General features: G+C 34.6%; 18 protein-coding genes and 3 tRNA genes. 6 read left to right on the top strand and 15 right to left on the bottom strand.

The genetic code is table 11. The features are described from left to right. Positions 1-52: 52 nt before the first annotated feature. From gldK to LNP04_RS15375, 4 genes are all read right to left on the bottom strand, one after another. Complete coding sequence (gene gldK, locus LNP04_RS15390) at positions 53-1,465, bottom strand: gliding motility lipoprotein GldK (protein ID WP_229983787.1); 1,413 nt, start codon at positions 1,463-1,465, stop codon at positions 53-55. Positions 1,466-1,572: 107 nt separating this feature from the next. Then, positions 1,573-3,426 (bottom strand): glutamine--fructose-6-phosphate transaminase (isomerizing), encoded by a 1,854-nt coding sequence (glmS, locus tag LNP04_RS15385; protein WP_229983786.1) that lies wholly within the window; start codon positions 3,424-3,426, stop codon positions 1,573-1,575. A 25-nt stretch (positions 3,427-3,451) separates the two neighbouring features. Next, positions 3,452-4,999 (bottom strand): DUF4270 family protein, encoded by a 1,548-nt coding sequence (locus LNP04_RS15380; protein WP_229983785.1) that lies wholly within the window; start codon positions 4,997-4,999, stop codon positions 3,452-3,454. Between the two features lie 24 nt (positions 5,000-5,023). Beyond that, positions 5,024-5,794 carry a glycogen/starch synthase gene (locus tag LNP04_RS15375; RefSeq protein ID WP_229983784.1) on the bottom strand — a complete coding sequence of 257 codons (771 nt, stop codon included), beginning with the start codon at positions 5,792-5,794 and terminating at the stop codon, positions 5,024-5,026. A 169-nt stretch (positions 5,795-5,963) separates the two neighbouring features. Here LNP04_RS15375 and panC point away from each other — a divergent pair, with 169 nt between their 5' ends. Beyond that, positions 5,964-6,812 carry a pantoate--beta-alanine ligase gene (panC, locus tag LNP04_RS15370; protein ID WP_229983783.1) on the top strand — a complete coding sequence of 283 codons (849 nt, stop codon included), beginning with the start codon at positions 5,964-5,966 and terminating at the stop codon, positions 6,810-6,812. Between the two features lie 98 nt (positions 6,813-6,910). On the opposite strand, the gene LNP04_RS15365 is transcribed toward panC, so the two are convergent. The 3 genes from LNP04_RS15365 to LNP04_RS15355 form a co-directional block, all read right to left on the bottom strand. Beyond that, positions 6,911-6,983: transfer RNA gene (locus LNP04_RS15365), tRNA-Lys, on the bottom strand. Between the two features lie 70 nt (positions 6,984-7,053). Continuing rightward, positions 7,054-7,136 (bottom strand) — tRNA-Leu (locus tag LNP04_RS15360). 35 nt (positions 7,137-7,171) lie between these two features. Next, a tRNA-Lys gene (locus LNP04_RS15355) sits at positions 7,172-7,244 on the bottom strand. 116 nt (positions 7,245-7,360) lie between these two features. Here LNP04_RS15355 and LNP04_RS15350 point away from each other — a divergent pair. Further along, entirely contained in the window at positions 7,361-7,876 is a 516-nt protein-coding gene (locus LNP04_RS15350; protein WP_229983782.1) for a shikimate kinase, read from the top strand. Here the strand turns inward: LNP04_RS15350 and LNP04_RS15345 are convergent. After that, positions 7,871-8,314, bottom strand: a complete 444-nt coding sequence (locus LNP04_RS15345; protein WP_229983781.1) for an RNA-binding S4 domain-containing protein — start codon at positions 8,312-8,314, stop codon at positions 7,871-7,873. The genes LNP04_RS15350 and LNP04_RS15345 overlap by 6 nt on opposite strands. Before the next feature lie 54 nt (positions 8,315-8,368). Here LNP04_RS15345 and LNP04_RS15340 point away from each other — a divergent pair, with 54 nt between their 5' ends. After that, on the top strand, positions 8,369-9,079 hold the full coding sequence (locus tag LNP04_RS15340) for a hypothetical protein (RefSeq protein WP_229983780.1): 711 nt from the start codon (positions 8,369-8,371) through the stop codon (positions 9,077-9,079). Positions 9,080-9,149: 70 nt separating this feature from the next. On the opposite strand, the gene LNP04_RS15335 is transcribed toward LNP04_RS15340, so the two are convergent. The 4 genes from LNP04_RS15335 to LNP04_RS15320 form a co-directional block, all read right to left on the bottom strand. Next, entirely contained in the window at positions 9,150-10,652 is a 1,503-nt protein-coding gene (locus tag LNP04_RS15335) for an FMN-binding glutamate synthase family protein (RefSeq protein WP_229983779.1), read from the bottom strand. Positions 10,653-10,709: 57 nt separating this feature from the next. Then, positions 10,710-12,056, bottom strand: coding sequence for a tRNA (N(6)-L-threonylcarbamoyladenosine(37)-C(2))-methylthiotransferase MtaB (gene mtaB / locus LNP04_RS15330; protein WP_229983778.1), 1,347 nt, complete (start codon positions 12,054-12,056; stop codon positions 10,710-10,712). Positions 12,057-12,122: 66 nt separating this feature from the next. Beyond that, positions 12,123-12,764 carry a hypothetical protein gene (locus LNP04_RS15325; RefSeq protein WP_229983777.1) on the bottom strand — a complete coding sequence of 214 codons (642 nt, stop codon included), beginning with the start codon at positions 12,762-12,764 and terminating at the stop codon, positions 12,123-12,125. A gap of 4 nt (positions 12,765-12,768) precedes the next feature. Continuing rightward, entirely contained in the window at positions 12,769-13,284 is a 516-nt protein-coding gene (locus tag LNP04_RS15320; RefSeq protein ID WP_229983776.1) for a DUF1572 family protein, read from the bottom strand. Positions 13,285-13,354: 70 nt separating this feature from the next. Here LNP04_RS15320 and LNP04_RS15315 point away from each other — a divergent pair, with 70 nt between their 5' ends. Next, complete coding sequence (locus LNP04_RS15315; RefSeq protein ID WP_229983775.1) at positions 13,355-13,714, top strand: nuclear transport factor 2 family protein; 360 nt, start codon at positions 13,355-13,357, stop codon at positions 13,712-13,714. A 48-nt stretch (positions 13,715-13,762) separates the two neighbouring features. On the opposite strand, the gene LNP04_RS15310 is transcribed toward LNP04_RS15315, so the two are convergent. Both LNP04_RS15310 and LNP04_RS15305 read right to left on the bottom strand, forming a co-directional pair. Beyond that, positions 13,763-15,865 (bottom strand): T9SS type B sorting domain-containing protein, encoded by a 2,103-nt coding sequence (locus LNP04_RS15310; protein ID WP_229983774.1) that lies wholly within the window; start codon positions 15,863-15,865, stop codon positions 13,763-13,765. A gap of 136 nt (positions 15,866-16,001) precedes the next feature. Continuing rightward, the gene (locus tag LNP04_RS15305; protein WP_229983773.1) at positions 16,002-16,799 is read right to left on the bottom strand and encodes a hypothetical protein; all 798 of its coding nucleotides are present in this window, start codon (positions 16,797-16,799) and stop codon (positions 16,002-16,004) included. Positions 16,800-16,954: 155 nt separating this feature from the next. On the opposite strand from LNP04_RS15305, the gene glgP reads away from it, so the two are divergent. Beyond that, positions 16,955-18,619 carry an alpha-glucan family phosphorylase gene (gene glgP, locus LNP04_RS15300; protein ID WP_229983772.1) on the top strand — a complete coding sequence of 555 codons (1,665 nt, stop codon included), beginning with the start codon at positions 16,955-16,957 and terminating at the stop codon, positions 18,617-18,619. Positions 18,620-18,691: 72 nt separating this feature from the next. Here the strand turns inward: glgP and LNP04_RS15295 are convergent, their stop codons facing one another. After that, entirely contained in the window at positions 18,692-19,165 is a 474-nt protein-coding gene (locus LNP04_RS15295; RefSeq protein ID WP_229983771.1) for a hypothetical protein, read from the bottom strand. Between the two features lie 117 nt (positions 19,166-19,282). Here LNP04_RS15295 and LNP04_RS15290 point away from each other — a divergent pair, with 117 nt between their 5' ends. Further along, positions 19,283-21,412 carry a S9 family peptidase gene (locus LNP04_RS15290; protein WP_229983770.1) on the top strand — a complete coding sequence of 710 codons (2,130 nt, stop codon included), beginning with the start codon at positions 19,283-19,285 and terminating at the stop codon, positions 21,410-21,412. The last annotated feature ends 54 nt before the right edge of the window (positions 21,413-21,466 follow it).

Here is a 21,466-nt window from a genome sequence, read left to right as displayed (position 1 = left end):
TTTTTAATGTTAAATAAAATAGTTTCTGAAAATAATTTAATTGAAGCAATTCTTATCTGGTAACTCTTTTTACCTTCACAGCTGCTTCAGGAATATCCTGTACTGTTCTGAATCCGATGTAACTTCTTGCAGAATCTTTACTTTCATAATCTCTAGATCCGTTCATCAACATATACCCAACATCTTTCCAAGATCCACCTCTTACAGATCTCTTAGCATCCTCTCTATCTTTAGTAGAAGGATTTAGCGTAGAAGAGAAACCATATGATGAATTGTTGTATGCAGAAACTGTCCATTCAGAAACGTTTCCAGCCATATCAAATAATCCGAATCCGTTTTTCTTAAATTTCTTTACTGGAGCTGTATACATGTAAGTACCTTTTTTAGCATCTTCCATATAATCACCTCTTTTTGGCTTGAAGTTTGCAAGATAACAACCTCTATCATCCATTAAGTAAGGACCACCCCAAGGGTAAGTAGCATTTTGCTTACCTCCTCTTGCAGCATATTCCCACTCTACTTCAGTTGGAAGACGGAATTCTATAGGTCTTTGTTTCTTTCTTTTCATGCTCTCATTGTAATCAGACTTTAACTTTGATCTAAAGTTACAGTATGCTCTTGCCTGATCCCAAGTTACCCCAACAACAGGATAATCTTTATAAGCTTTGTGCCAGAAATATTGTTCGAATAATGGCTCATTATAAGTGTAGTGAAAATCTTTAACCCAAACGGTTGTATCTGGATAGATTGCAATACTTTCGCTTCTCAAGAAGTTAACACCTCTATCGTTTTCAGCAAGAGCAGTATTCATATCTCCCCATCTATAATTATATTTTAATTTACTAACGTCAAGAAGTCTTTCGCTACCAACTCTAGAAGAAGCCGGTAAATACATAGATTCTAAAACTTCAGCATACTCTACATCTGGATATTTAGATGTATTCCAATGCAATGGAATTTTCCAGTCTAATTTTTTAGTATCATCAAAACCGTCTCTACCACCTGCACCTTCAAGATATTCTTGATACGCAGTAAGGTTTTCTTCTTTTTTTGCAAGGTATGCATAATCTCCGATGCCCGTACCTTTACCACCACCTTCACCACCTTCTCCGGCAGCTTCAGCAAGCATGGTTCTTGCAATAGAGTCTCTTACATAATTAATAAATACCCTGTACTCTGCATTAGTAGTTTCTGCTTCATCAATAAAGAATGAAGATACAGTAACTGTTTTCAGTGCAGCTTTCTCAGGACTTCCCGTAGGATCCCAATCAGCTAAACCTGCAACAAAAGATCCACCAGGAATGGCAACCATACCAAATGGTCTTTCTGCAACAAATGATTTTGTTTTTTCTCTAGGTATCAATTCCCCTTTTGTTCCTGGCTTCCCAACAGAAGAAGATCCACCACCTGAACAAGATACCGATGCTACCGACGCAGACAATAATAAAAGAAATATCCTTTTCATGTTAATTTTTATAATTAAGCCGTAAATATATAATTTTTTTAAGAAACTTTTAAGATTTTTTTTAGAATAACGAAAAAAATCTAAATTTATTTTATTTGCAAGTATTTTTACTCTACAGTTACAGATTTTGCAAGGTTTCTCGGCTGATCAACGTTTGCACCTCTATAAACTGCTATGTAGTAAGCAAGTAACTGTAAAGGAACAGAGGCAACAATGGGTGAAAAACACTCAGAAGTCTCAGGAATCTCAATAACGTAATCTGCCATAGCACTTACCTGAGTATCACCTTTATTGACAACTGCAATAACTTTCCCTTTTCTAGCCTTAATTTCCTGTACATTGCTTACAATTTTATCATAATGACCTTTTTTAGGAGCAATGATTACAATCGGCATATTTTCGTCAATTAACGCAATAGGTCCGTGCTTCATTTCTGCTGCCGGATAACCTTCTGCATGGATGTAAGAAATTTCTTTCAATTTCAATGCACCTTCTAATGCTGCAGGATAATTGTAACCTCTTCCTAAATAAAGGAAATTGGTTGCGTTAATAAAATCTTTGGCAATGCTTTGTGTTAATTCGTGAGTAGATTCTAAAACTTCCTCAATCTTTTTAGGAATAGCATTTAATTCAGCTGCTAAGCTCATGAATTCTGCATTTCCTAAGTTCCCGTTATGCTTTCCTAACTTCAATGCGATGAGCGATAAAATCGTAAGCTGAGCAGTGAATGCTTTTGTAGAAGCAACACCAATCTCAGGCCCTGCATGCGTGTAAGAACCTGCATCGGTAATTCTTGCAATTGAAGAATCAACTACATTACAAATACCGTAAATAAATGCACCTCTCTCTTTTGCCAATTTTAAAGCTGCCATTGTATCGGCAGTTTCTCCTGACTGAGAGATTGCGATTACTACATCTTTATCTGTAATAATTGGATTTCTGTATCTGAACTCTGAAGCATATTCTACTTCAACAGGAATTCTTGCAAATTCTTCAATTAAATATTCGCCAATAAGACCTGCATGCCATGATGTACCGCAAGCGATAATGGTAATTTTGTTTGCATTTTTGAATTTCTCAAGGTGATCCCAAATTCCGGCCATTTTAATAATTCCTTCTTCCACAAGGAGTCTTCCTCTCATGGTATCGTGAATTGATTTTGGCTGTTCAAAGATTTCTTTAAGCATAAAATGCTCATATCCGCCTTTTTCGATTTGCTCCAAATTTAATTTAAGCTCCTGAATTTCAGGAACGATTTTAGAGTTATCGTTGATTGTTCTGATGTCCACTCCATTTTCTAAAGAAAGAATTGCCATGTGACCTTCTTCTAAATAAATGGCTTCTTTTGTAAACTCTACGAAAGGAGAAGCATCTGAAGCAATAAAATATTCCTGCTCGCCAATTCCGATTGCTAGCGGAGAACCTAATCTTCCCACAACCAAAACTCCAGGATAATCTTCGTGCATTACCGTAATTGCGTAAGCACCATATACTTCATTTAAAGCATATCTTACAGCAGTAGGAAAATCTGTTTCTGTATTTAATTCTGTAAAATATTGAATCAAATTAACCAAAACTTCAGTATCCGTTTCTGATTTGAAAGTATATCCTTTATCAGTAAGCATTATCTTGATGGTATCATAATTTTCTATAATACCATTGTGAACGATTGCTATTTTTCCGTTATTAGAGACATGAGGATGAGAATTTCTATCACTAGGAATACCATGTGTTGCCCAACGTGTATGCCCCATACCTACTTTTGCAATTCCTTTTAGCTGACCAGAGATATTAACAAGGTCATCAACTTTACCTTTGGTTTTTTCTACGTTAAAACTATTGTTTTCACCTTCTAAAACAATTCCGGCACTGTCATATCCTCTATACTCTAATCTTCTAAGACCATTAATGACAATTTCATAGGCGTCTTGAAAACCTGTATAACCAACTATTCCGCACATAACTTAATCAAGTGTTTTGTTTTTTTTATTTTGTACCGTAAGTAACTCTTAACTGAATCTTCTTAGCATTTAAAGGGTCAGATCCTATAAATACTGCCCTATCTGTAGAGAAAGGTCTAGATGTAAATTGATATCCTGCTAGAGTATTTCCTGTAGAAGACTGCAAGAAGTTCCCCATATCAATTTTGAAATATTTATTAGCATAATTTGCCCCAGCCTCTACAATTTCTTTCAAAGATTGAGTGACTGTAAAATCATAATATGCAGGATTTTTATCTAAATCGTAAGCTCTTAAATAAGCAAAGTTAGGTGTTGCTGACAATAATAATAAATCATTTGTAAAATTAGTCGTCTCTTTATTATCAGTATCTTTATCTTTTTGTACAATCGTTAATAAGGTTGGTTTTTTATACTTATTATTCCAAGCAACATTATCTGTGTACATTCTGATTTTAGCAGAAACAATAGCTGCTTTTTTATCATTATATAATTTTCTCAAATTATCTATTTCTGTAGGAGAAAATTTAATTCCGATAGAATTACCTCCCATTCCTTGAGCGAAAAGCTTAGCGTCACCAGTTGTTGTATTGGGTACTACTTTTTCAACTTCAGATCCGATTCGATTATATACATAATTTCCAATATGTGCGTTTCCGTTTCCTATTGAAAATGCATACTTTGTCTGTGGTCTTGTAGTGGTACCGTTTTCTACTTTGTCAGATTTATAGTACATAATCAATTCAACCGATGAAGGCGAAAACTGCACTAAATATCCGTCATTTTCCTCAACTGAAATTTTCAAACCTCTGAAATATCTGATGAAACTTGCTACATCTTTCAACTCAGGCTGACCTTTTTTATTAATGATCTTTGTTTGAAAGAACTCTGGTTTCAACGGTATTCTAAAACCAGCTTCTGAAGAAAACAGCGAGCTGTTATCTGAATCTTTTGTTATGGCAATAGAATTTACAGAACCATTAAAGGTTTTAGAACCCAATTGCTCACTTGCATTTAAATTTACTGCGTAATTTTTATTAGAATAGGCAATATCACTATAACCATTTAAAAACTCAGTAACTTCTTGTACTTTAACCGTTAGATTTCCACCATTAGCCTTAGTTCTTCCATATTTGGTTGCACGATAAGTATTCACTACTTTTTTAGCAGCTACTGCGCCATCAGGATAAACATAACTTTCGTCAGTTGTAGTTGTCAAAGAATCTGATGCATAAGTAGGTTTTATAACCAATACTACAGAGTCTACTACTGCATTCGTTCCGAAATCAGGATCATAAGCAGCCAATCTCAACTGTGTGTAATAAGATGCTTTCTGCATCCCAAACTGACCTTCATTAAAGGCTCCTAAAGTAGCGAGCCCTAATTTCGAAGCATCACTTCTTACACTGTCATTATTACTAATATTATAGGCGATAACGTCGTAAGGAACTTCATTACCCTCTGCAGCGCCATCTAAAAATAATTGTTCACCTAAAGAATCCGGATCAGGTTCGCAATTGTAAACCAACATTCCTCCAAAAATCACCATTGAAAGTATAGTGAAGGCTTTTTTCATATTATAAATCATCAAAATGTTCTTTTAATATAGTTTATTGATAGAATCTATGTCTAAATATTCGGATTTTGCAGTAGAAGTTTCGTTAAAAGCTTTATCTAGATCTCCTTCTAAGAATTCATCACCTTTTACAACCTCATCTACATACTTCATACTTTCAATCACAAAACTTTGAAAGCTTGGAGTATTTAACGCTTCTAATCCCGAAATATTATCAAACTGTAATTTTTCTACGATACTTTTATCCAAAGGAGCATCCTTCTCATTATATAATGAAAGAACAATTTTTGCATCTTTGAAATAAGTGTCAGACTGATAGAATGTTTTTAAATAAACAGGAATGAAAGAAGCCATCCAACCATTCAGGTGAATAACATCTGGTACCCAGTTTAATTTTTTGATTGTTTCGATAACGCCCCTTGCAAAGAAAATTGCACGCTCGTCATTATCCGTGAAACCTACGCCCTCGTCATCAAAATAGTATTGTTTTCTTTTGAAGTATTCTTCATTATCGATAAAATAAACCTGAAGTCTTTCTCCCGGAAGAGAAGCTACTTTTATAATTAGAGGCTGATCAAGATCGTTGATGATAATATTCATCCCAGAAAGACGGATTACCTCATGCAGCTGAAATTTTCTTTCACTTATTTGTCCAAATCGTGGCATAAAAACTCTTACATCATTGCCTTCTTGGTGCATTTTAAGTGCCATTTTGTTTACCACTGTTCCTAAGTTTGTATCTTCCTGATAAGGGTACATCTCTGTGGTAATGTACAGTATTTTCTGATTGGGCATATAATTTTTATATAATTTTAAATAATGCTATAAGTTGCAAAATTACAAAAAAACATCCAACATTATTGTAATTAACATTTTTTTACGATAATCACTATGGTTGAGCTACTAATTCCTGAAAATTAATACAAGATATTTTAGTATTTTTGAATTACTATTAAAATAAATTATGGAAGTTCTAAAAAACAAAAAAACGCTTCAGGATTTTATTGAAAGACAGAGAGAAATGGGTAAGAAAATAGGTTTCGCTCCCACCATGGGTGCGCTACATAATGGTCACCTCTCCTTATACGAAGCTGCCAGAGCAGAAAACGACTTGGTTATTTCTTCGATATTTGTGAATCCTACACAGTTTAACAATGCTGAAGATTTGAAAAAATATCCTCGAGACACCAACAGAGATATCAAGATCCTTGAAACATCTGGTTTGGTGGATGCCGTTTATATTCCGGAAGTACAAGATATTTATCCTGAAAAAGCAGAAAGTCAGCATTATGATTTTGACGGTTTGGAAAATGAAATGGAAGGGAAATCACGTCCCGGACATTTCGATGGTGTGGGAACCGTGGTTGAAGAACTTTTCAGACAGGTAAGACCAGACAATGCGTATTTTGGCGAAAAAGATTTTCAGCAGCTGGCGATTATTAAGAAAATGACCGAAAAGAAAAAACTCCTCATCAACATTCACGGAGTTGATATTTACAGAGCAGAAAACGGGTTAGCACTGAGCTCAAGAAATCAAAGACTTACTGAAAAACGAAGAGAAGATTCAAAAGTAATTTATGAAACTCTTGTAAAAGTGAATGATTGGTTCAGAACAGTTTCGATTCCTGAGATCAAAGAAAGAGTGAAAGATATTTTTGACGACCAGGTTGGAATGCAGATGGAGTATTTTATGATTGCGGATGAAAACACTCTGAAAGAAACCGATTTCTTTTATAAAGATAAATCGTACAGAGCATTCATTGTAGTGATGGTAGACGGAGTGAGATTAATCGATAATATACATTTAGATTAACCGATTCCACAAAAAAATCAAAGGCTTCCGGAAGGAAGCCTTTGAACACCAAATCACAAAATATTAATATGAAAAAAATTTACTTTTCAGTAAACTTGTGACCCGGCTGGGATTCGAACCCAGGACCCATACATTAAAAGTGTATTGCTCTACCAGCTGAGCTACCGAGTCGGTCTTGTTTTGTTTTTTAGATTTGATAAATTTAAAATAAATTTTAGAATTACCAAACTTTTTTTTGCAGTGCCTGCGACTGGACTCGAACCAGCACATCCTTAGGAAACCACCCCCTCAAGATGGCGTGTCTACCAATTTCACCACGCAGGCAAAAAAATTATAAAAAAATATAACATTTTTGCTAGTGACCCGGCTGGGATTCGAACCCAGGACCCATACATTAAAAGTGTATTGCTCTACCAGCTGAGCTACCGAGTCGGTCACTTTATTATCAAGTTTCAGTGTTAAGTAATGTCCCTTGTTTTTAGTGGTGCAAAGATAGGACTTTTTTCATTATCTCAAAACTTTTTCGCAAATTTGTTCAAAATAAATTCATGATAATTTCACTAGTCGGATACATGGGAAGTGGCAAATCTCACATTTCCAAAATTTTAAGCGAAAAAATAGATTTTAAATTAATTGATCTCGATAGAGAAATTTCTAAGCGAAATAAATTAACGATCCCTGAAATCTTCGAAAAAAAGGGAGAAATCTACTTTCGTAAGCAGGAAAGAGAAATTTTAGAAGAGTTATTAGCTACAGAAGAAAATATTATTCTGAGCTTAGGAGGAGGAACGCCTGTTTATTACAATAATATGGAAATCATCAACCATAATTCTAAAAGTATCTTCCTTAGAACGTCTATCAATACTTTAATTGAAAGAATTTCTAAACAAAAAGAAAAACGACCTTTGATTGCCAATATTTCAGACGAAAATCTCCCCGAGTTTATTGCCAAACATTTATTTGAAAGAAATGAGTTTTACAGCAAAGCTCAGTTCATCATTGGTACTGATTCTAAAGAACCGGAAGAAATCATGAACGAGATTATCGAAAAACTGTATTTATGATTCTTTCTCCTCTTCTTTTTCTGAATCGCTCTCTCCAAAAAAGTCGTCCCAATCTGTAAAATCTGAATCTATATCATTTTCTGTATAGCCGTCAATCTCTCTCCTATCCTTTTTGGTAGGTCTTCCTTCACCTCGGTCTCGGTAATAGCTCTGAGACATTTTTCTCAATTTAAGCAGCTCATACTGTTCTTTATCTGTGACATCTTTGATATGAAGCGAAACTAATTTAGCCCCAATTCTACTTTTTGGGATTTGAATGACTTTTATTTTATAGTCAATTTGATTTTTACGGATTTTAATGACATCTCCTTCTTTTACCTCTTTAGACGACTTTACAACCGATGCTCCTATTGCTACTCTGTTCTTTTTGATCTCGTCGGTAGCAATACTTCTGGTCTTGTAAAAACGAATACTCCATAAAAATTTATCTATTCTCATAATTTTTTATACTTTTGCCGTTATATTATTTGTAAAGTAATTAAAGTTTTTGAAATGAAAAAAATATTTTTGTATATCCTTGCTGGATCTTTGTGTTTTTCAGCTTGTAAGAAAGATGATGAAGTGGAAACATTTGTAGAGCCAGAAAACATTGAGGTAAGAAACTCACTTGATGAGCAGGCTATCCAAAAATTTATGGATAACAACTACCTAGACACTCAAGGAAACATCAAAGCATTTACGGCTGATGCTGCTGATGATAATTTTAAAAAATTATCTGAGCTTAGTCCTCAAAAACTTCCATCGGGAGTTATTTATATTAAAAGAGACGGCGCACAACCTACTCCGGGCAAAGCAATAGGAGACAACAGCCTTATCAAAACAATGATGAGAGGAAGTTACTACCGCGCTACTGATATCGATGGAAACGTTGCGCTAACTTCTGGTGGAACATTGATCAATACAATTGATTTGGAAGCTTCTCCGGTAACTGACCCTACTTTTTACTATGCTAAAAAGAGCATGATAACAGACGCAAGACCTCGTAGCTATTTTGAAATCGAAGGACTTAAAGAAGCATTAAAATACTTTAACGGATTTGAAAATCTTCCAAACGAGACATTACCTAATTTACAGGGAGTAATTATTATCCCTTCAAAAGCTGCTTTTGCAAGAGATGCTAATTATTACAATCTTCAAAATGCAACTTTTGTATTTAATTTTCAAATTTATCACACAGAAACAAGACCTGCCAATCAGGAATAAATAGAACAAAATAAAAAAATCTGCTTCAAAAATTCTGAAGCAGATTTTTTTTTGCCTTTTTAAATTTGAACTATCTCACATTCCCTAAGATATCCGGGAAATATTTATCTGAAAGATGCTCAAATTCGTCACCTCGCATAAACATTGAGGCATCAACTTCGTCGTAGGAACTTCTTCCTGCAGCTGCAATCAATTCATTACAAGTGTGCAACGTATTTTTGTGGAAATGATACACTCTCTCCGCTTTATCCGTCACATCAAGACCTTTAATCAACATTTTATCTTGCGTTGCGACACCTGTCGGGCAATTGTTATTATTACATCTCAACGCTTGAATGCAACCTAAAGAAAACATAAATCCTCTCGCATTATTACACATATCAGCTCCCATTGCAACTGCTCGTAAAATATCTAAACTTGTCAGAACTTTTCCGCTGGCAATCACTCTAAGTTTATTTCTGACATTATAATTCTTCAATGTTTTATTTACAAAAATCAAAGCTGGTTCTAAAGGCATTCCTACTCCATCAGAAAATTCCGGCGGTGCTGCTCCTGTTCCACCTTCTGCTCCGTCAACTGTAATAAAATCAGGATAAATTTTCAATACATTCATCTGAACGCAAATATCTTCAAACTCTTTGGTATCACCGATACATAATTTGAAACCAACAGGTTTTCCGCCTGAAAGTTCTCTTAAATGCTGAACAAATTTCAATAAACCAGCAGCATCAGAAAATGATGAATGTGATGGAGGTGAAACTATCGTTAAACCAGGTTGTACGTGACGGATTTTTGCAATCTCAGGTGTGTTTTTCACTCCCGGTAAAACTCCACCGTGACCAGGTTTTGCGCCTTGAGACAATTTAATCTCAATCATTTTCACATTTGGAAGTGTTGAATATTTTGTAAATAATTCCGGGTTAAATTTTCCTTCATCATCTCTGCATCCGAAATATCCCGTACCAATTTGCCAGCATAGATCTCCGCCTTCCATGTGATGCGGAGAAATTCCACCTTCACCAGTATTATGATAGAAATTTCCTTTTTTTGCGCCTCGGTTTAAAGAAATTTGAGCTCTGTCGCTTAGTGCACCAAAACTCATTGCCGAAATATTAAATAACGATGCATTATAAGGCTGTGTACACTGTTCACCACCCACTAAAACTCTTGGAAGCTCTTCTTTAGGAGATTTAGCATAAATTGAATGTTTAATTCCCTCATACTTTCTGTGATTGACTTCTAACTGAGTTCCGAAAGGTACAGTATCACTCAGGTTTTTTGAGCGTCTATAGACTGCCGAACGTTGATTTCTTGGAAAAGGCTTCCCATCAGTTTCTCTTTCGATAAAATACTGCTGCATTTCGGGAGAAATGTCTTCAAAAAAATACCTGAAATATCCCAGAACAGGAAAGTTTCTAAGAATTGCATGTTTCGTTTGATAGGTATTGTAAACTCCCAATGCATAAACTGCCGTTAAAAGTATTGGAATCCAATAATGTGCTTTGATGAGTAATGCTACGACCCATGTCGCAACAACCAACACCAATCCCCAAGATAAAAACTTATCTCTCATAAGAATGTAGATTTAAAATCGTTAAAGAATAAATTTAGTTGAAATAAAGCAAACAGACTATGCTTTTGCTAAAAAACTTTCGTAAGACGATTGCACAGAAACCGTGCCATCTGACAGGATTTTTTCTAAATTCAGAAATTCTATTTGATTGACAGACGCCGCATCAAAATCTTTTTGTACTCTCACATAATTTTCTGTGAAACCGTACATTTTTCCATCTTTATTTTCGTGCTCCCAAAGTACCGGAAGGGTTTGCCCAAGCTGAGTTTGGTAGAATGCCATTTTCTTCTTTTCAGAAAGAATTCTCAGCATTTTGTTGCGCCTTTTTCTTTCAGGAATCGGAACTGCGCCATCCATTTCAGCGGCTTCGGTATTTTCTCTTTCAGAATAAGTAAAAACGTGCAGATAACTGATTGGAAGTTCATTCAGAAAATTGTAGGTTTCCATAAACAATTCTTCAGTTTCTCCCGGAAAACCAACGATAACATCAACGCCAATGGCTGCATGAGGCATCACCTCTCGTATTTTATTGACTCTGTTGTTATATAATTTCGTTAGATAACGGCGCTTCATTTTTTTCAACAATTCATCGCTTCCCGATTGCAAGGGAATGTGAAAATGCGGAACAAAGCTTTTGCTTTTAGAAACCAATTCGATGCTTTCATCTTTCAAAAGATTCGGCTCAATCGATGAAATACGGATTCTTTCAATACCGTCAACTTGATCTAATTCTTTAATTAAATCTAAAAAAGTATGCTCGTGTTTTTTGTTTCCAAATTCACCTTTTCCGTAATCACCAATGTTTACACCTGTCAAAACAATCTCTTTTATGTCTCTGGCTGCAATTTCTTTCGCATTTTTCAAAACATTATCGATGGTGTCTGAACGAGAAATCCCTCTGGCTAAAGGAATGGTACAGTACGTACATTTATAATCGCAGCCATCCTGAACTTTAAGGAAAGCTCTGGTTCTGTCTCCGATAGAATAACTTCCGATAAAGAAATCTGTTTCTTCGATTTCACAAGAATGCACAACACCTTCACTTTCAGATTTTTCTAAATCATCAAGATAACTCAAAATATTGAATTTTTCTTTGGCTCCGAGAACCAAATCTACTCCTGTAATTTGTGAAATTTCTTCAGGTTTTAGCTGAGCATAGCAGCCAACAATTACTACCAGGCCTTCCGGATTGGCTTTCATTGCACGCTTTACGTGAAGTTTACATTCACGGTCTGCATTTTCTGTAACCGAACAAGTGTTAATTACATAAACATCTGCTTTCTCATCAAAACTTACCTTATCATACCCAGCATCTGTCAATTGACGGGCAATGGTAGATGTTTCCGCAAAATTTAATTTGCAGCCAAGGGTGTGGAATGCGGCAGTTCTGTGAAAGTGAGACATTTATTGTTCCTGAATTTTGTGGGTGCAAAGATAATGATTTAAAAATGAATACTAAATTGATTAAATCTATACTTTGTAATCGTCACTTGCTTCCGGACTATTCGCAAAGCAAACTGATGAAGAATTCTGAATTTCAACCTCATCATTTTTTTGAAGATCTTTGATGCATTGCTCTCTTATATTCCAAATTTCATCTAAGCTATAAGGAATATTCTCGTCAGCAATCCATTTTTTAAGAAAATCTTTATGAAATGAAATTTTTTCATCAACGATTTCATTATATTCTATTTCTTTTTCAATCAGCAATTTAGATTTAAAGTCAGCATAATCTGAATTGGGTTTTGTAAAATCAAAATATTCATCTCCAATTTTCAGATAATTATGCGCTTCTGGAATATATTTTACATTAAATTTTTCTAATGTGCTTTTAATTTTCTGAGTGTATGCTGCATCCATCTTAAAAATACCGAGAATTAATTTTACATCTTTCTGATCATTTTCAAGAGCCAATTTTCTTAAAATGGCATGTTTTGTACTGCAGGTTCCGACTAAATCTTTAAAAACGCATTGAATATTATTTTTATCTGAATTTCGTTTATACGGCAATTCTGAAACATATTTGCTGGCAGAATGAAAATCTGTGATATTTTTGTTTAAAAATTCATTAGAAATAATGCCTTTGTCTTTACGAATTTCAAAGTTTTTCATGAATTTATCTGAAATTATTTTTCATTTCATTATTAAAATCCTCAGATTTGTTTCTTGCGATAGACAGTGTTTTCCAGTCTTCATTTTTAATCATTTTCGCAATAAAAACTATTTGACCGATATGATAGGGGTAATGTGCCAATTGTCTAAAAACCGCATCAATCACCGAATGTGGTTGATTTCTGATGTAAATGATAGTATCTAAATTCTCCTCATTAATTTGATGTAAAGCATTAAAAAGACATTTCCACCCTTTTTCCCAATAGTCAAGAACTTCAGATTTTGTTTTAAAAGTATTTATAAATTCTTCATCACGATTTCTCCACGATTTTTCGCCATCTTCTGTTAAAAAATTCGTCCATCGGGAAAGCATATTTCCAGCAACATGTTTGATAATGATAGCGATAGAATTACTTCCTTCATTAAACTGCCAAAAAATCTGTTCGTCTGAAAGCTGCTCAAATGATTGGTCACCAAGCATCTTATAATATTCAAACCTTTTGATGAATAAATCTGTCATGGGATTGATGTTTACTATAATTTAAAACCAATTTAGTGTTTTTCACGTATATAAACGTAAATTGCAGCCTATGAATTGTAAGATCAGCCATTTTATGCAGGATTTGAACTCCTTAAATCTTCAAGAACTTGAAAAATGGTTTACTGATGAAACTGTAATCTGGATTCCTCCAGCGAAAGAAATATCAGGGAAAACCCGCATTTTGGCGTTATTCAGAGCTATTTTCAGACGATATGAAAAAATAGAATGGAATGTTTCTGAAATTTTCCATTTGGGGAATAACAAATATTTTTATCAAACTGATTCTTTAGGAAACCTTTTGGGAAGAGATCCTTACAGAAACCAGATTTGCACGATTATCCAGTTTTCAGAATCCGGAAAAATCCTTTATTTATCAGATTATTTTAAGGATACCGAAGCATTCAATTAAAAAGCCATCCTTTTCAAGATGGCTTTCATTATATTTGGTCACTACTTATTATTCTCTGTTTTTCACCAGCACCCAGCCTGTATATTTGAATAAGGTTTTATTTTTATCATTCTCATTCCACGTTACAGAATACCAATAGTTTCCGGTTGGCACTTTTTTATTCCCTGCAGTTCCATCCCATTTGTAATTGTTCATTTTATCTGCCTGGAAAATTTTATTTCCGTAGCGATCAAAAATATTGAAAACCAAGTTCTGTTTGTGACCTAATGCAGAATAATCTATAAAGTCATTGATTCCGTCGCCGTTTGGAGTGATTACGTTGACTAGATTAGGAACAACTATAGCTATATCTATAGGTTCGCAATCATAAGAATCTTTTACATAAACTATGTGATCACCTCTTTTTATATTGGTGAATACATTAGAATCCTGCCAATTAATATTATCAACCGAGTATTTGTAGGGTGCATTACCGCCATTTGCATTCACTGTTACGGTAGTATTAGAAATCTCTACACTTGAAATAACTGGTTGCTCAGAAGGATAAACTTTCACTGTCTGATACGAGATACATGATCCTGTTTTTAATTTAACCCAGTAAGTTCCCACTCCAACATCCGTAATTGTTTGTGTAGTTGTACCGGTACTCCATTCATAACCATCAAATCCTGCGCCCGCATCGAGCGTCGTTCTATCTTCCATACAGATAGTTTTATCTTTTAGAATGGTAGAATAAACAGGAGGAATAACCTCTAAAGTGATTTTAGCAATACCATAACAACCATTTCCATCTGTTACTTTCACATAAACTACTCCGTTTGGAGACACATAAGATGCGGCCATGGTAGCAGATATTTCATTCGTTCCACTGATGGCATCCTGTAATGATTTATAATATTTTTTAGTTGTGCCTGTTTGTGACGTTACGTTTGCAGTTGTAAGATTAAAGGATGCCGTCACAACATTTTCCTGTAGTGCACAAAAACGTAAGATAGCATCATTTACTACAACTTCAGGATAGAAACTCAATGTGATAGCTGCTGTATCAGAACATCCTTCTGTTGTTTTCACAAAAGCGTAAACTACTCCGCCTGCCGATACATACTGGGTAGGGTTTGTAATTTCAGCAGTTCCGGCATTCAGATTTGCCATTGTAGGATAATATTTTATCGTCACATTATTACCTGTAAAAACACCTGCAGTTGTTAAATTGAATGTTGCAGTACCTGCTTTGTTATTATTACAGGCTAACAATGTTTTGTCGAGAGCAGTAATATTTCCCTGTTTGAATTTGAACGGACTAATCTGTCGACAGAAATTCAGAGGATTGTTAGGATTAGCAGGATCCTGATAATGAATACTGTAATAATAAATTGTTGTTATATTTACTGTAATTGGGGCAGTAATCGGACTTGTTCCTGCCAAAGCATCATTTTGTGTAGTGTGATAAGAGATTACAAAATTCGGATTTCCATTTAAAATGCCTGTAGATAAAGTTGAAAAATCGAAAACTGCCGGACTTACGCATATCAAAATCTCTCTGGGATCTAAAGGATTTGCAGATGGTAGTCCCGGCGGAACAAACGGCTGTGGTTGTAATGCGGGATCAGTAAATGGTGAAGCCAAAGTTGCGGTTCCTCCCCACGTTAATGAGAATGGAGCCACTGTACTACTTCCTGCTCCCACCCAATTATCAATGTACAAATAATAGGTTTGCCCAGGCAAAACATCCATATATTGACAATAAGGTGTTAACGAGCCACCTGCTGCATTGGTAATCGTACTTGTCATATTCAACCCGGTTGCAGCACCTACCCCAATTACTGTTGCAGCATTACATCGAATGGGTGCACCTAAAGCACCGCAAGTAACATTGGGACCATACACTGCCCAATCATAATCTGCATCGGGATCAGTTGGAACTAAATTAAAAGTCAAAGTTCCTCCGGTAGCAATCGTCAGTTTATACCAGATCGAATTATGTTCACCCGTAATCAAGCAGCCTCCCAAAGACTCATTGACTAGGCCAATTCCTGTGGGGCTGTATGTAATATTTGAATTTCCACAAACCGACAATGCAGTCGCACAATCTGCCTGAGAATAGAACATCTGCGAAATGCAGAAAAGAACAAAAAGTAGAGTTTTTTTCATATTCAGTTGGTTATTAGGATTTAATCTTCACCAAATATAACGAAAATTAAATTATAATCACCAAATAATGATAAAGGCAAACTTTTTAGCAATGAAAATATTATTTATTTAAATTTTAAACATCGAAATCAACAAACTACTTAATACTAGTCATATTCCCACAAAGATTTTCAAGATGAAAAATTTTATGAAACGGGCTTTCCACTTCATTTAAATGTTCTTTATCCTGAATAAAAGTATATCTAGATGCTAAAGAATTCATATCGGAAACAATGACCAGCCAACATTCATCAACCGATCTGTCGTAATATGGAAATTTCTCGTTTTTCTTATCTATTATTTCTAAAATTTTCTCAGAACACAACTCGTCAAAAAGATTCATATTGTATTCGTGGGTGATAAAAACATTTCTGCGGTGAGTAGATTTTCGGATACTTTTCACACATCCAATGGCTTTATTTTTTTTTATGCTTTTGTAGATATTAAGAATGATTTCCTGTTGCTCTTCGATGCTTTCAAATTTTAAATGCGTGTGAAACGACAAAAAATAAACACCACGATATTTCGTAGTGTCTTCCTGTTCTAATAATATTTCTGCCTGACGGAATATTTTATTCAAATTGCTCTCAACCTTCTTCATTTCAAGATGATTGATGACTTCGGTCAATTCTATTCCAATCTTTTTGTTGTTAAATTTTGCGATAAAGTCTGGACTTTCGCAGGTAAGATTTTCAAAAGTAACTTCGGGGAAATGATGCATAAAAGAATTGAGCAGCAAAATTTCTGCTTTCTTCTTATATTTTTCCCTGTCATGAAGCGGAGATTCGTCTATAGTGCGATGATATTTCTCCATCGGCTTCTTTTTCAGATGACGATTCAGGTAATATAAGCTCAGATTCTTGATTAAATCTTCATCAGAAAAAACCTTTTTCATATTTGGAAGTTTTTGATTATCAAAAATTTATACTTAAAGGTAGGTAAAAAAACTATTCAATAGATATATTTAAAAATATTTATTATATAATTAATGTAAAGTTTATTTTCTTAATCAATATCTTTGGTTCTTTAAACACAAAAATTGAATTTTTTATGGATTTTAAAAATTTTAAAATACCTTACAGCGTCAACGAAAAATATTCTAAAAAAGTTGCCTATTTTTCAATGGAATTTGCCCTTGAGCAGGTTTTAAAAATATATTCTGGCGGACTAGGTTTTCTGGCAGGTTCACACATGAGAAGTGCTTACAATCTGAAGCAGGACTTAGTAGGAATCGGGATTCTCTGGAAATTCGGATACTATGATCAGGCAAGAAACCACGATCAAACATTACAGCCGACTTGGACGAAGAAAATGTACAGCTTCCTTGAAGATACAGGAATAAAATTTCAAATAGAGATTCACAGTGCGCCAGTTTGGGTAAAGGTTTGGTATCTTGATCCTGAAACTTTTCACACCGCACCTATGTTTTTCCTTTCTACAGATGTTCCGGAAAACGATCATATCTCGAAAACCATCTGTCACAAGCTTTATGATGCCAACGAATCTACAAAACTGGCTCAATATATTTTGCTCGGAAAAGGCGGTGCAAAATTGCTCGACGAGCTTAATCTTGAAAGAGAAGTATATCATCTGAATGAAGCTCATGGGCTTCCGGCAGCTTTTTATTTATTAAAAAAATACAACGGAAATGTTCAGAAAGTTAAAGAAAAATTAGTTTTCACAACACATACTCCTGAGGAAGCCGGAAACGAAAAACACAATCTGAAATTATGCTACGATATGTCGTATTTTTCAGGTTTAAGCATGGAAGAAGCCAAACAATTGGAAGGTTCAGACGGTGAATTGTTCAATCATTCTCTTTGTGCTTTGAAAATGGCAAGAATTGCAAATGGAGTATCTCAGCTTCACGGCGTAGTTTCCAGAGCAATGTGGAGCAAATATCCGGGAATTTGTGAGATTAAATCAATCACCAATGCTCAGGAATTTAAATATTGGGGTGATAAAAATCTTTATATCGCAAAAGATGAAAATAACGATACCATTTTTGATTATCGCAAAAAGCTTTTGAAGAAAAGATTATTTAAAATAGTTGCTGATCAGACCGGAAATTTATTTGATCCGAATATTTTCACTATTGTTTGGGCAAGAAGATTTGCAGGTTACAAAAGAGCAGATTTGCTTTTGCATGATAAAGACAGATTCAGAAAATTATTAAACAATCCTAAATATCCTGTGCAAATTATCTGGGCAGGAAAACCTTATCCGATGGATTATTCCTCAATTTCTACCTTTAATACTTTGGTTGAAGAAAGTAATAATCATAAAAACATGGCAGTTTTAACGGGTTATGAGCTTTCTTTAAGCAAATCTTTGAAACAGGGTTCTGATGTTTGGTTAAACAATCCGAGAGTTCCGAGAGAAGCTTCGGGAACATCGGGAATGTCTGCTGCAATGAACGGATCTGTCAATTTATCAACCGATGACGGATGGATTCCTGAATTTGCTAAACACGGAGAAAACTCTTTCGTAGTGCCAAAATGTGATTACGAAAACATGAGTATTTATGAGCAGGATAATTATGATTTAAATAAATTATACGAAATTCTTGAAAACGAAATTCTCCCAACCTATTATGACGACCAGAAAAAATGGAGAAATATTCAGCAAAATGCTATGAATGACGTTAAAGACAAGTTCAACAGCGACCGAATGGCTGATGAATATTATCAGATTTTATACAATCAAAATAAATAAATTAAAAATCGTCCGTGAAAATATTTTCACGGACGATTTTTTGAAAGTAATAATTATAATTGAGTCTGAAATTTAAGATTTAGCTGTAGAAACTCCGATCTCATAAACACTGGCGTGTTTAAGATACTTTGAGCGCTCTCTTGAAGTAACAGATTCTAAGTGGTCGTTTTTAATAACGATAATCGGGTCTTCTGTATTTTCAATTTCAAAACTCGCTAAATATCTTTCTTCGGGACCTGTTTTATCTTGGTTGGCTTTAATTTTTTGTAATTCGTCAGCATACTGCTTAAATCCCGGATCTGAAGAATGAATAAATTTATATTCTGAACCTGCATCTACATAATAGTGTAATTTCTTCTCAATCAAACCAGCTTCTGAAGTTATTTGCGGATTATCATTTCCATCTTTAAAAGCAACTTCTATCAAAGTTCCGTTATGTTCTTGGGTGTATCTTTCAGCATCAGTAAAATTTGAAAAACCAGTATAAACAATTTGATCTTCAAGTTCATATTTGTTTAATTTCTTATCATGTGCATTCGTTTCCATAATTATTTAATTTTATATTAAAGAATATATTCAATTTTACTGCCAAATTACATTCACAAAAAGCTTTTTACTACAATTTGATAAAATTGTTATCTTTGGATTTCTTTAAATTAAGCAATGAAAAAATTCTTACTAACCCTAACTGTTATCGCAGCATTTCATAATGCAACAGCTCAGGAAATCACTTTAGATAAAATATACTCAGGATATTACCGTGGGAAAGGCATTGCCGGAATCACATCCATGAAAAACGGTGAAAATTATCTGGTCATCGAGCAAGGTGGAATTGCAAAATATTCTTACAAAACTTCTCAAAAAGAAGGAAATTTAGTCGATGGAAATTTTGAAAGCTATGAATTTTCTGATGATGAGTCTAAAATTTTACTTTTAAAAGAAAGTCAGCCTATTTACAGACATTCTTTTTTAGGAAAATATGATATTAAAGATTTAAAAACCGGAAAAACGACAAGTCTGAATGAAGGAAAACCTGTTCAGGAACCAAGATTCTCTCCAGATGCAGCGAAAATTTCTTTCATTGTTGATAATAATTTATTTTATCAGGATTTAAATTCAGGAAAAATCACGCAAATCACGGAGCATGGCGTAAAAAATAAAGTGTTGAATGGTTTAGCAGATTGGGTGTATGAAGAAGAATTTGGCCATGCAAGATTGTATGAATGGACAAAAAATTCTGCTGATATTTTGTTTGTAAAGTTGGTAGAAACTGACGTTCCTGAAATTTATATTCCAGTTTACGGAAAATCGCTTTACCCAAGTGAAATGCGTTACAAGTATCCAAAAGCAGGAGAAAAAAATTCTGTTGCAACAGCACACATTTATCATTTGGCGGACGGAAAAAAGACAAAGGTCAATTTAGATCAATTCAAAAATTATTACATTCCAAATGTTATTCAAACGTCAAATGCGGATGAAATTGTTTTGATTACTTCACAAAGAACACAAAATGCTTCTGATGTGTTGAAAGTCAATACAAAAACCGGAGAGGCAACAAAACTGTTCACAGAAACGGATGATAAATGGATTGATACAGACAATGTAACTCTGGAATTTTTAGAAGACAACAGTTTTCTTTGGGGATCTGAAAGAGACGGAAACCGCCACCTGTATTGGTATGACAAAGACGGAAAGCTAAAAAAACAAGTTACCAAAGGAAATTGGGAAGTGACAGATTACTATGGTTACAACCCAAAATCTAAAGAAATCTTCGTTCAGACAACCGAAAAAGGAAGCATCAATAAAGTAGTTTCTAAAATTAATATTGAAAACGGAAAAACGCAGTTGATTTCAAATCCGGAAGGAAACAACTCGGCGAACTTCAGCAAAAACTACAATTATTTCATTGAAACTTCTTCCACAGCTTCAAAACCTTACACTTTTATTTTAAAAGATGGCAGCGGAAAACAATTGAAACAACTTCAAAACAACGATGATCAGCTTAAAAAATTACAGGCTGATAATTTTGCAGTGAAAGAATTTATAACGATTCCAAATGCAGCAGGAGATCAGATGAATGCCTGGATCATTAAGCCTAAAAACTTTGACCCGAATAAGAAATACCCTTTATTTATGTTCCAATATTCAGGTCCGGGATCTCAACAGGTTGCCAACTCCTGGGATAACGGAAATGCACTATGGTTTGAAATGTTAGCACAGAAAGGTTACATTATTGCTTGTGTTGACGGGCGTGGAACAGGTTTTAAAGGCGCTAAATTTAAAAAAGTAACGTATAAAAACTTAGGAAAATACGAGATTGAAGATCAAATCACAGCTGCAAAATGGTTTGGAACTCAAAAATATATCGACAAAACAAGAATCGGAATTTTCGGATGGAGTTTTGGGGGTTATATGGCGAGTTTGGCAATGACCAAAGGCGCTGATGTTTTCAAAACAGGAATTGCTGTTGCACCGGTGACCAACTGGAGATATTATGATTCTGTTTACACCGAAAGATTCTTATTGACACCCCAGGAAAATCCGGCTGGATATGATGATAATTCGCCAACAACGTATGCTAATTTATTGAAAGGTAAATTTTTGCTAATCCACGGAACTGCTGATGATAACGTACATTTCCAGAATTCTATGGAGTTTTCTGAAGCTTTAATTCAAAACAAAAAACAGTTTGAATTTATGGCTTATCCCGATAAAAACCACGGAATTTATGGCGGACAAACAAGACCTCAACTGTATCAGAAAATGACTGATTTTATTTTGGAGAATCTGTAATTTTAAGATTAAATTTAAACTATAAAAAATCCGAATCTCTGATATGAGATTCGG

The sequence above is a fragment of the Chryseobacterium sp. C-71 genome (genome assembly GCF_020911865.1).
GTDB lineage: Bacteria > Bacteroidota > Bacteroidia > Flavobacteriales > Weeksellaceae > Chryseobacterium.
Note: the sequence above shows the minus strand (reverse complement) of the source record. Positions and strands in the feature narration are given on the sequence as shown.

What these genes read in the sequence shown, in the direction of transcription:
- gldK (WP_229983787.1), bottom strand. Translation starts at nt 1,465, where the DNA reads ATGAAAAGGATATTTCTTTTATTATTGTCTGCGTCGGTAGCATCGGTA.
- glmS (WP_229983786.1), bottom strand. Translation starts at nt 3,426, where the DNA reads ATGTGCGGAATAGTTGGTTATACAGGTTTTCAAGACGCCTATGAAATT.
- LNP04_RS15380 (WP_229983785.1), bottom strand. Translation starts at nt 4,999, where the DNA reads ATGAAAAAAGCCTTCACTATACTTTCAATGGTGATTTTTGGAGGAATG.
- LNP04_RS15375 (WP_229983784.1), bottom strand. Translation starts at nt 5,794, where the DNA reads ATGCCCAATCAGAAAATACTGTACATTACCACAGAGATGTACCCTTAT.
- panC (WP_229983783.1), top strand. Translation starts at nt 5,964, where the DNA reads ATGGAAGTTCTAAAAAACAAAAAAACGCTTCAGGATTTTATTGAAAGA.
- LNP04_RS15350 (WP_229983782.1), top strand. Translation starts at nt 7,361, where the DNA reads ATGATAATTTCACTAGTCGGATACATGGGAAGTGGCAAATCTCACATT.
- LNP04_RS15345 (WP_229983781.1), bottom strand. Translation starts at nt 8,314, where the DNA reads ATGAGAATAGATAAATTTTTATGGAGTATTCGTTTTTACAAGACCAGA.
- LNP04_RS15340 (WP_229983780.1), top strand. Translation starts at nt 8,369, where the DNA reads ATGAAAAAAATATTTTTGTATATCCTTGCTGGATCTTTGTGTTTTTCA.
- LNP04_RS15335 (WP_229983779.1), bottom strand. Translation starts at nt 10,652, where the DNA reads ATGAGAGATAAGTTTTTATCTTGGGGATTGGTGTTGGTTGTTGCGACA.
- mtaB (WP_229983778.1), bottom strand. Translation starts at nt 12,056, where the DNA reads ATGTCTCACTTTCACAGAACTGCCGCATTCCACACCCTTGGCTGCAAA.
- LNP04_RS15325 (WP_229983777.1), bottom strand. Translation starts at nt 12,764, where the DNA reads ATGAAAAACTTTGAAATTCGTAAAGACAAAGGCATTATTTCTAATGAA.
- LNP04_RS15320 (WP_229983776.1), bottom strand. Translation starts at nt 13,284, where the DNA reads ATGACAGATTTATTCATCAAAAGGTTTGAATATTATAAGATGCTTGGT.
- LNP04_RS15315 (WP_229983775.1), top strand. Translation starts at nt 13,355, where the DNA reads ATGAATTGTAAGATCAGCCATTTTATGCAGGATTTGAACTCCTTAAAT.
- LNP04_RS15310 (WP_229983774.1), bottom strand. Translation starts at nt 15,865, where the DNA reads ATGAAAAAAACTCTACTTTTTGTTCTTTTCTGCATTTCGCAGATGTTC.
- LNP04_RS15305 (WP_229983773.1), bottom strand. Translation starts at nt 16,799, where the DNA reads ATGAAAAAGGTTTTTTCTGATGAAGATTTAATCAAGAATCTGAGCTTA.
- glgP (WP_229983772.1), top strand. Translation starts at nt 16,955, where the DNA reads ATGGATTTTAAAAATTTTAAAATACCTTACAGCGTCAACGAAAAATAT.
- LNP04_RS15295 (WP_229983771.1), bottom strand. Translation starts at nt 19,165, where the DNA reads ATGGAAACGAATGCACATGATAAGAAATTAAACAAATATGAACTTGAA.
- LNP04_RS15290 (WP_229983770.1), top strand. Translation starts at nt 19,283, where the DNA reads ATGAAAAAATTCTTACTAACCCTAACTGTTATCGCAGCATTTCATAAT.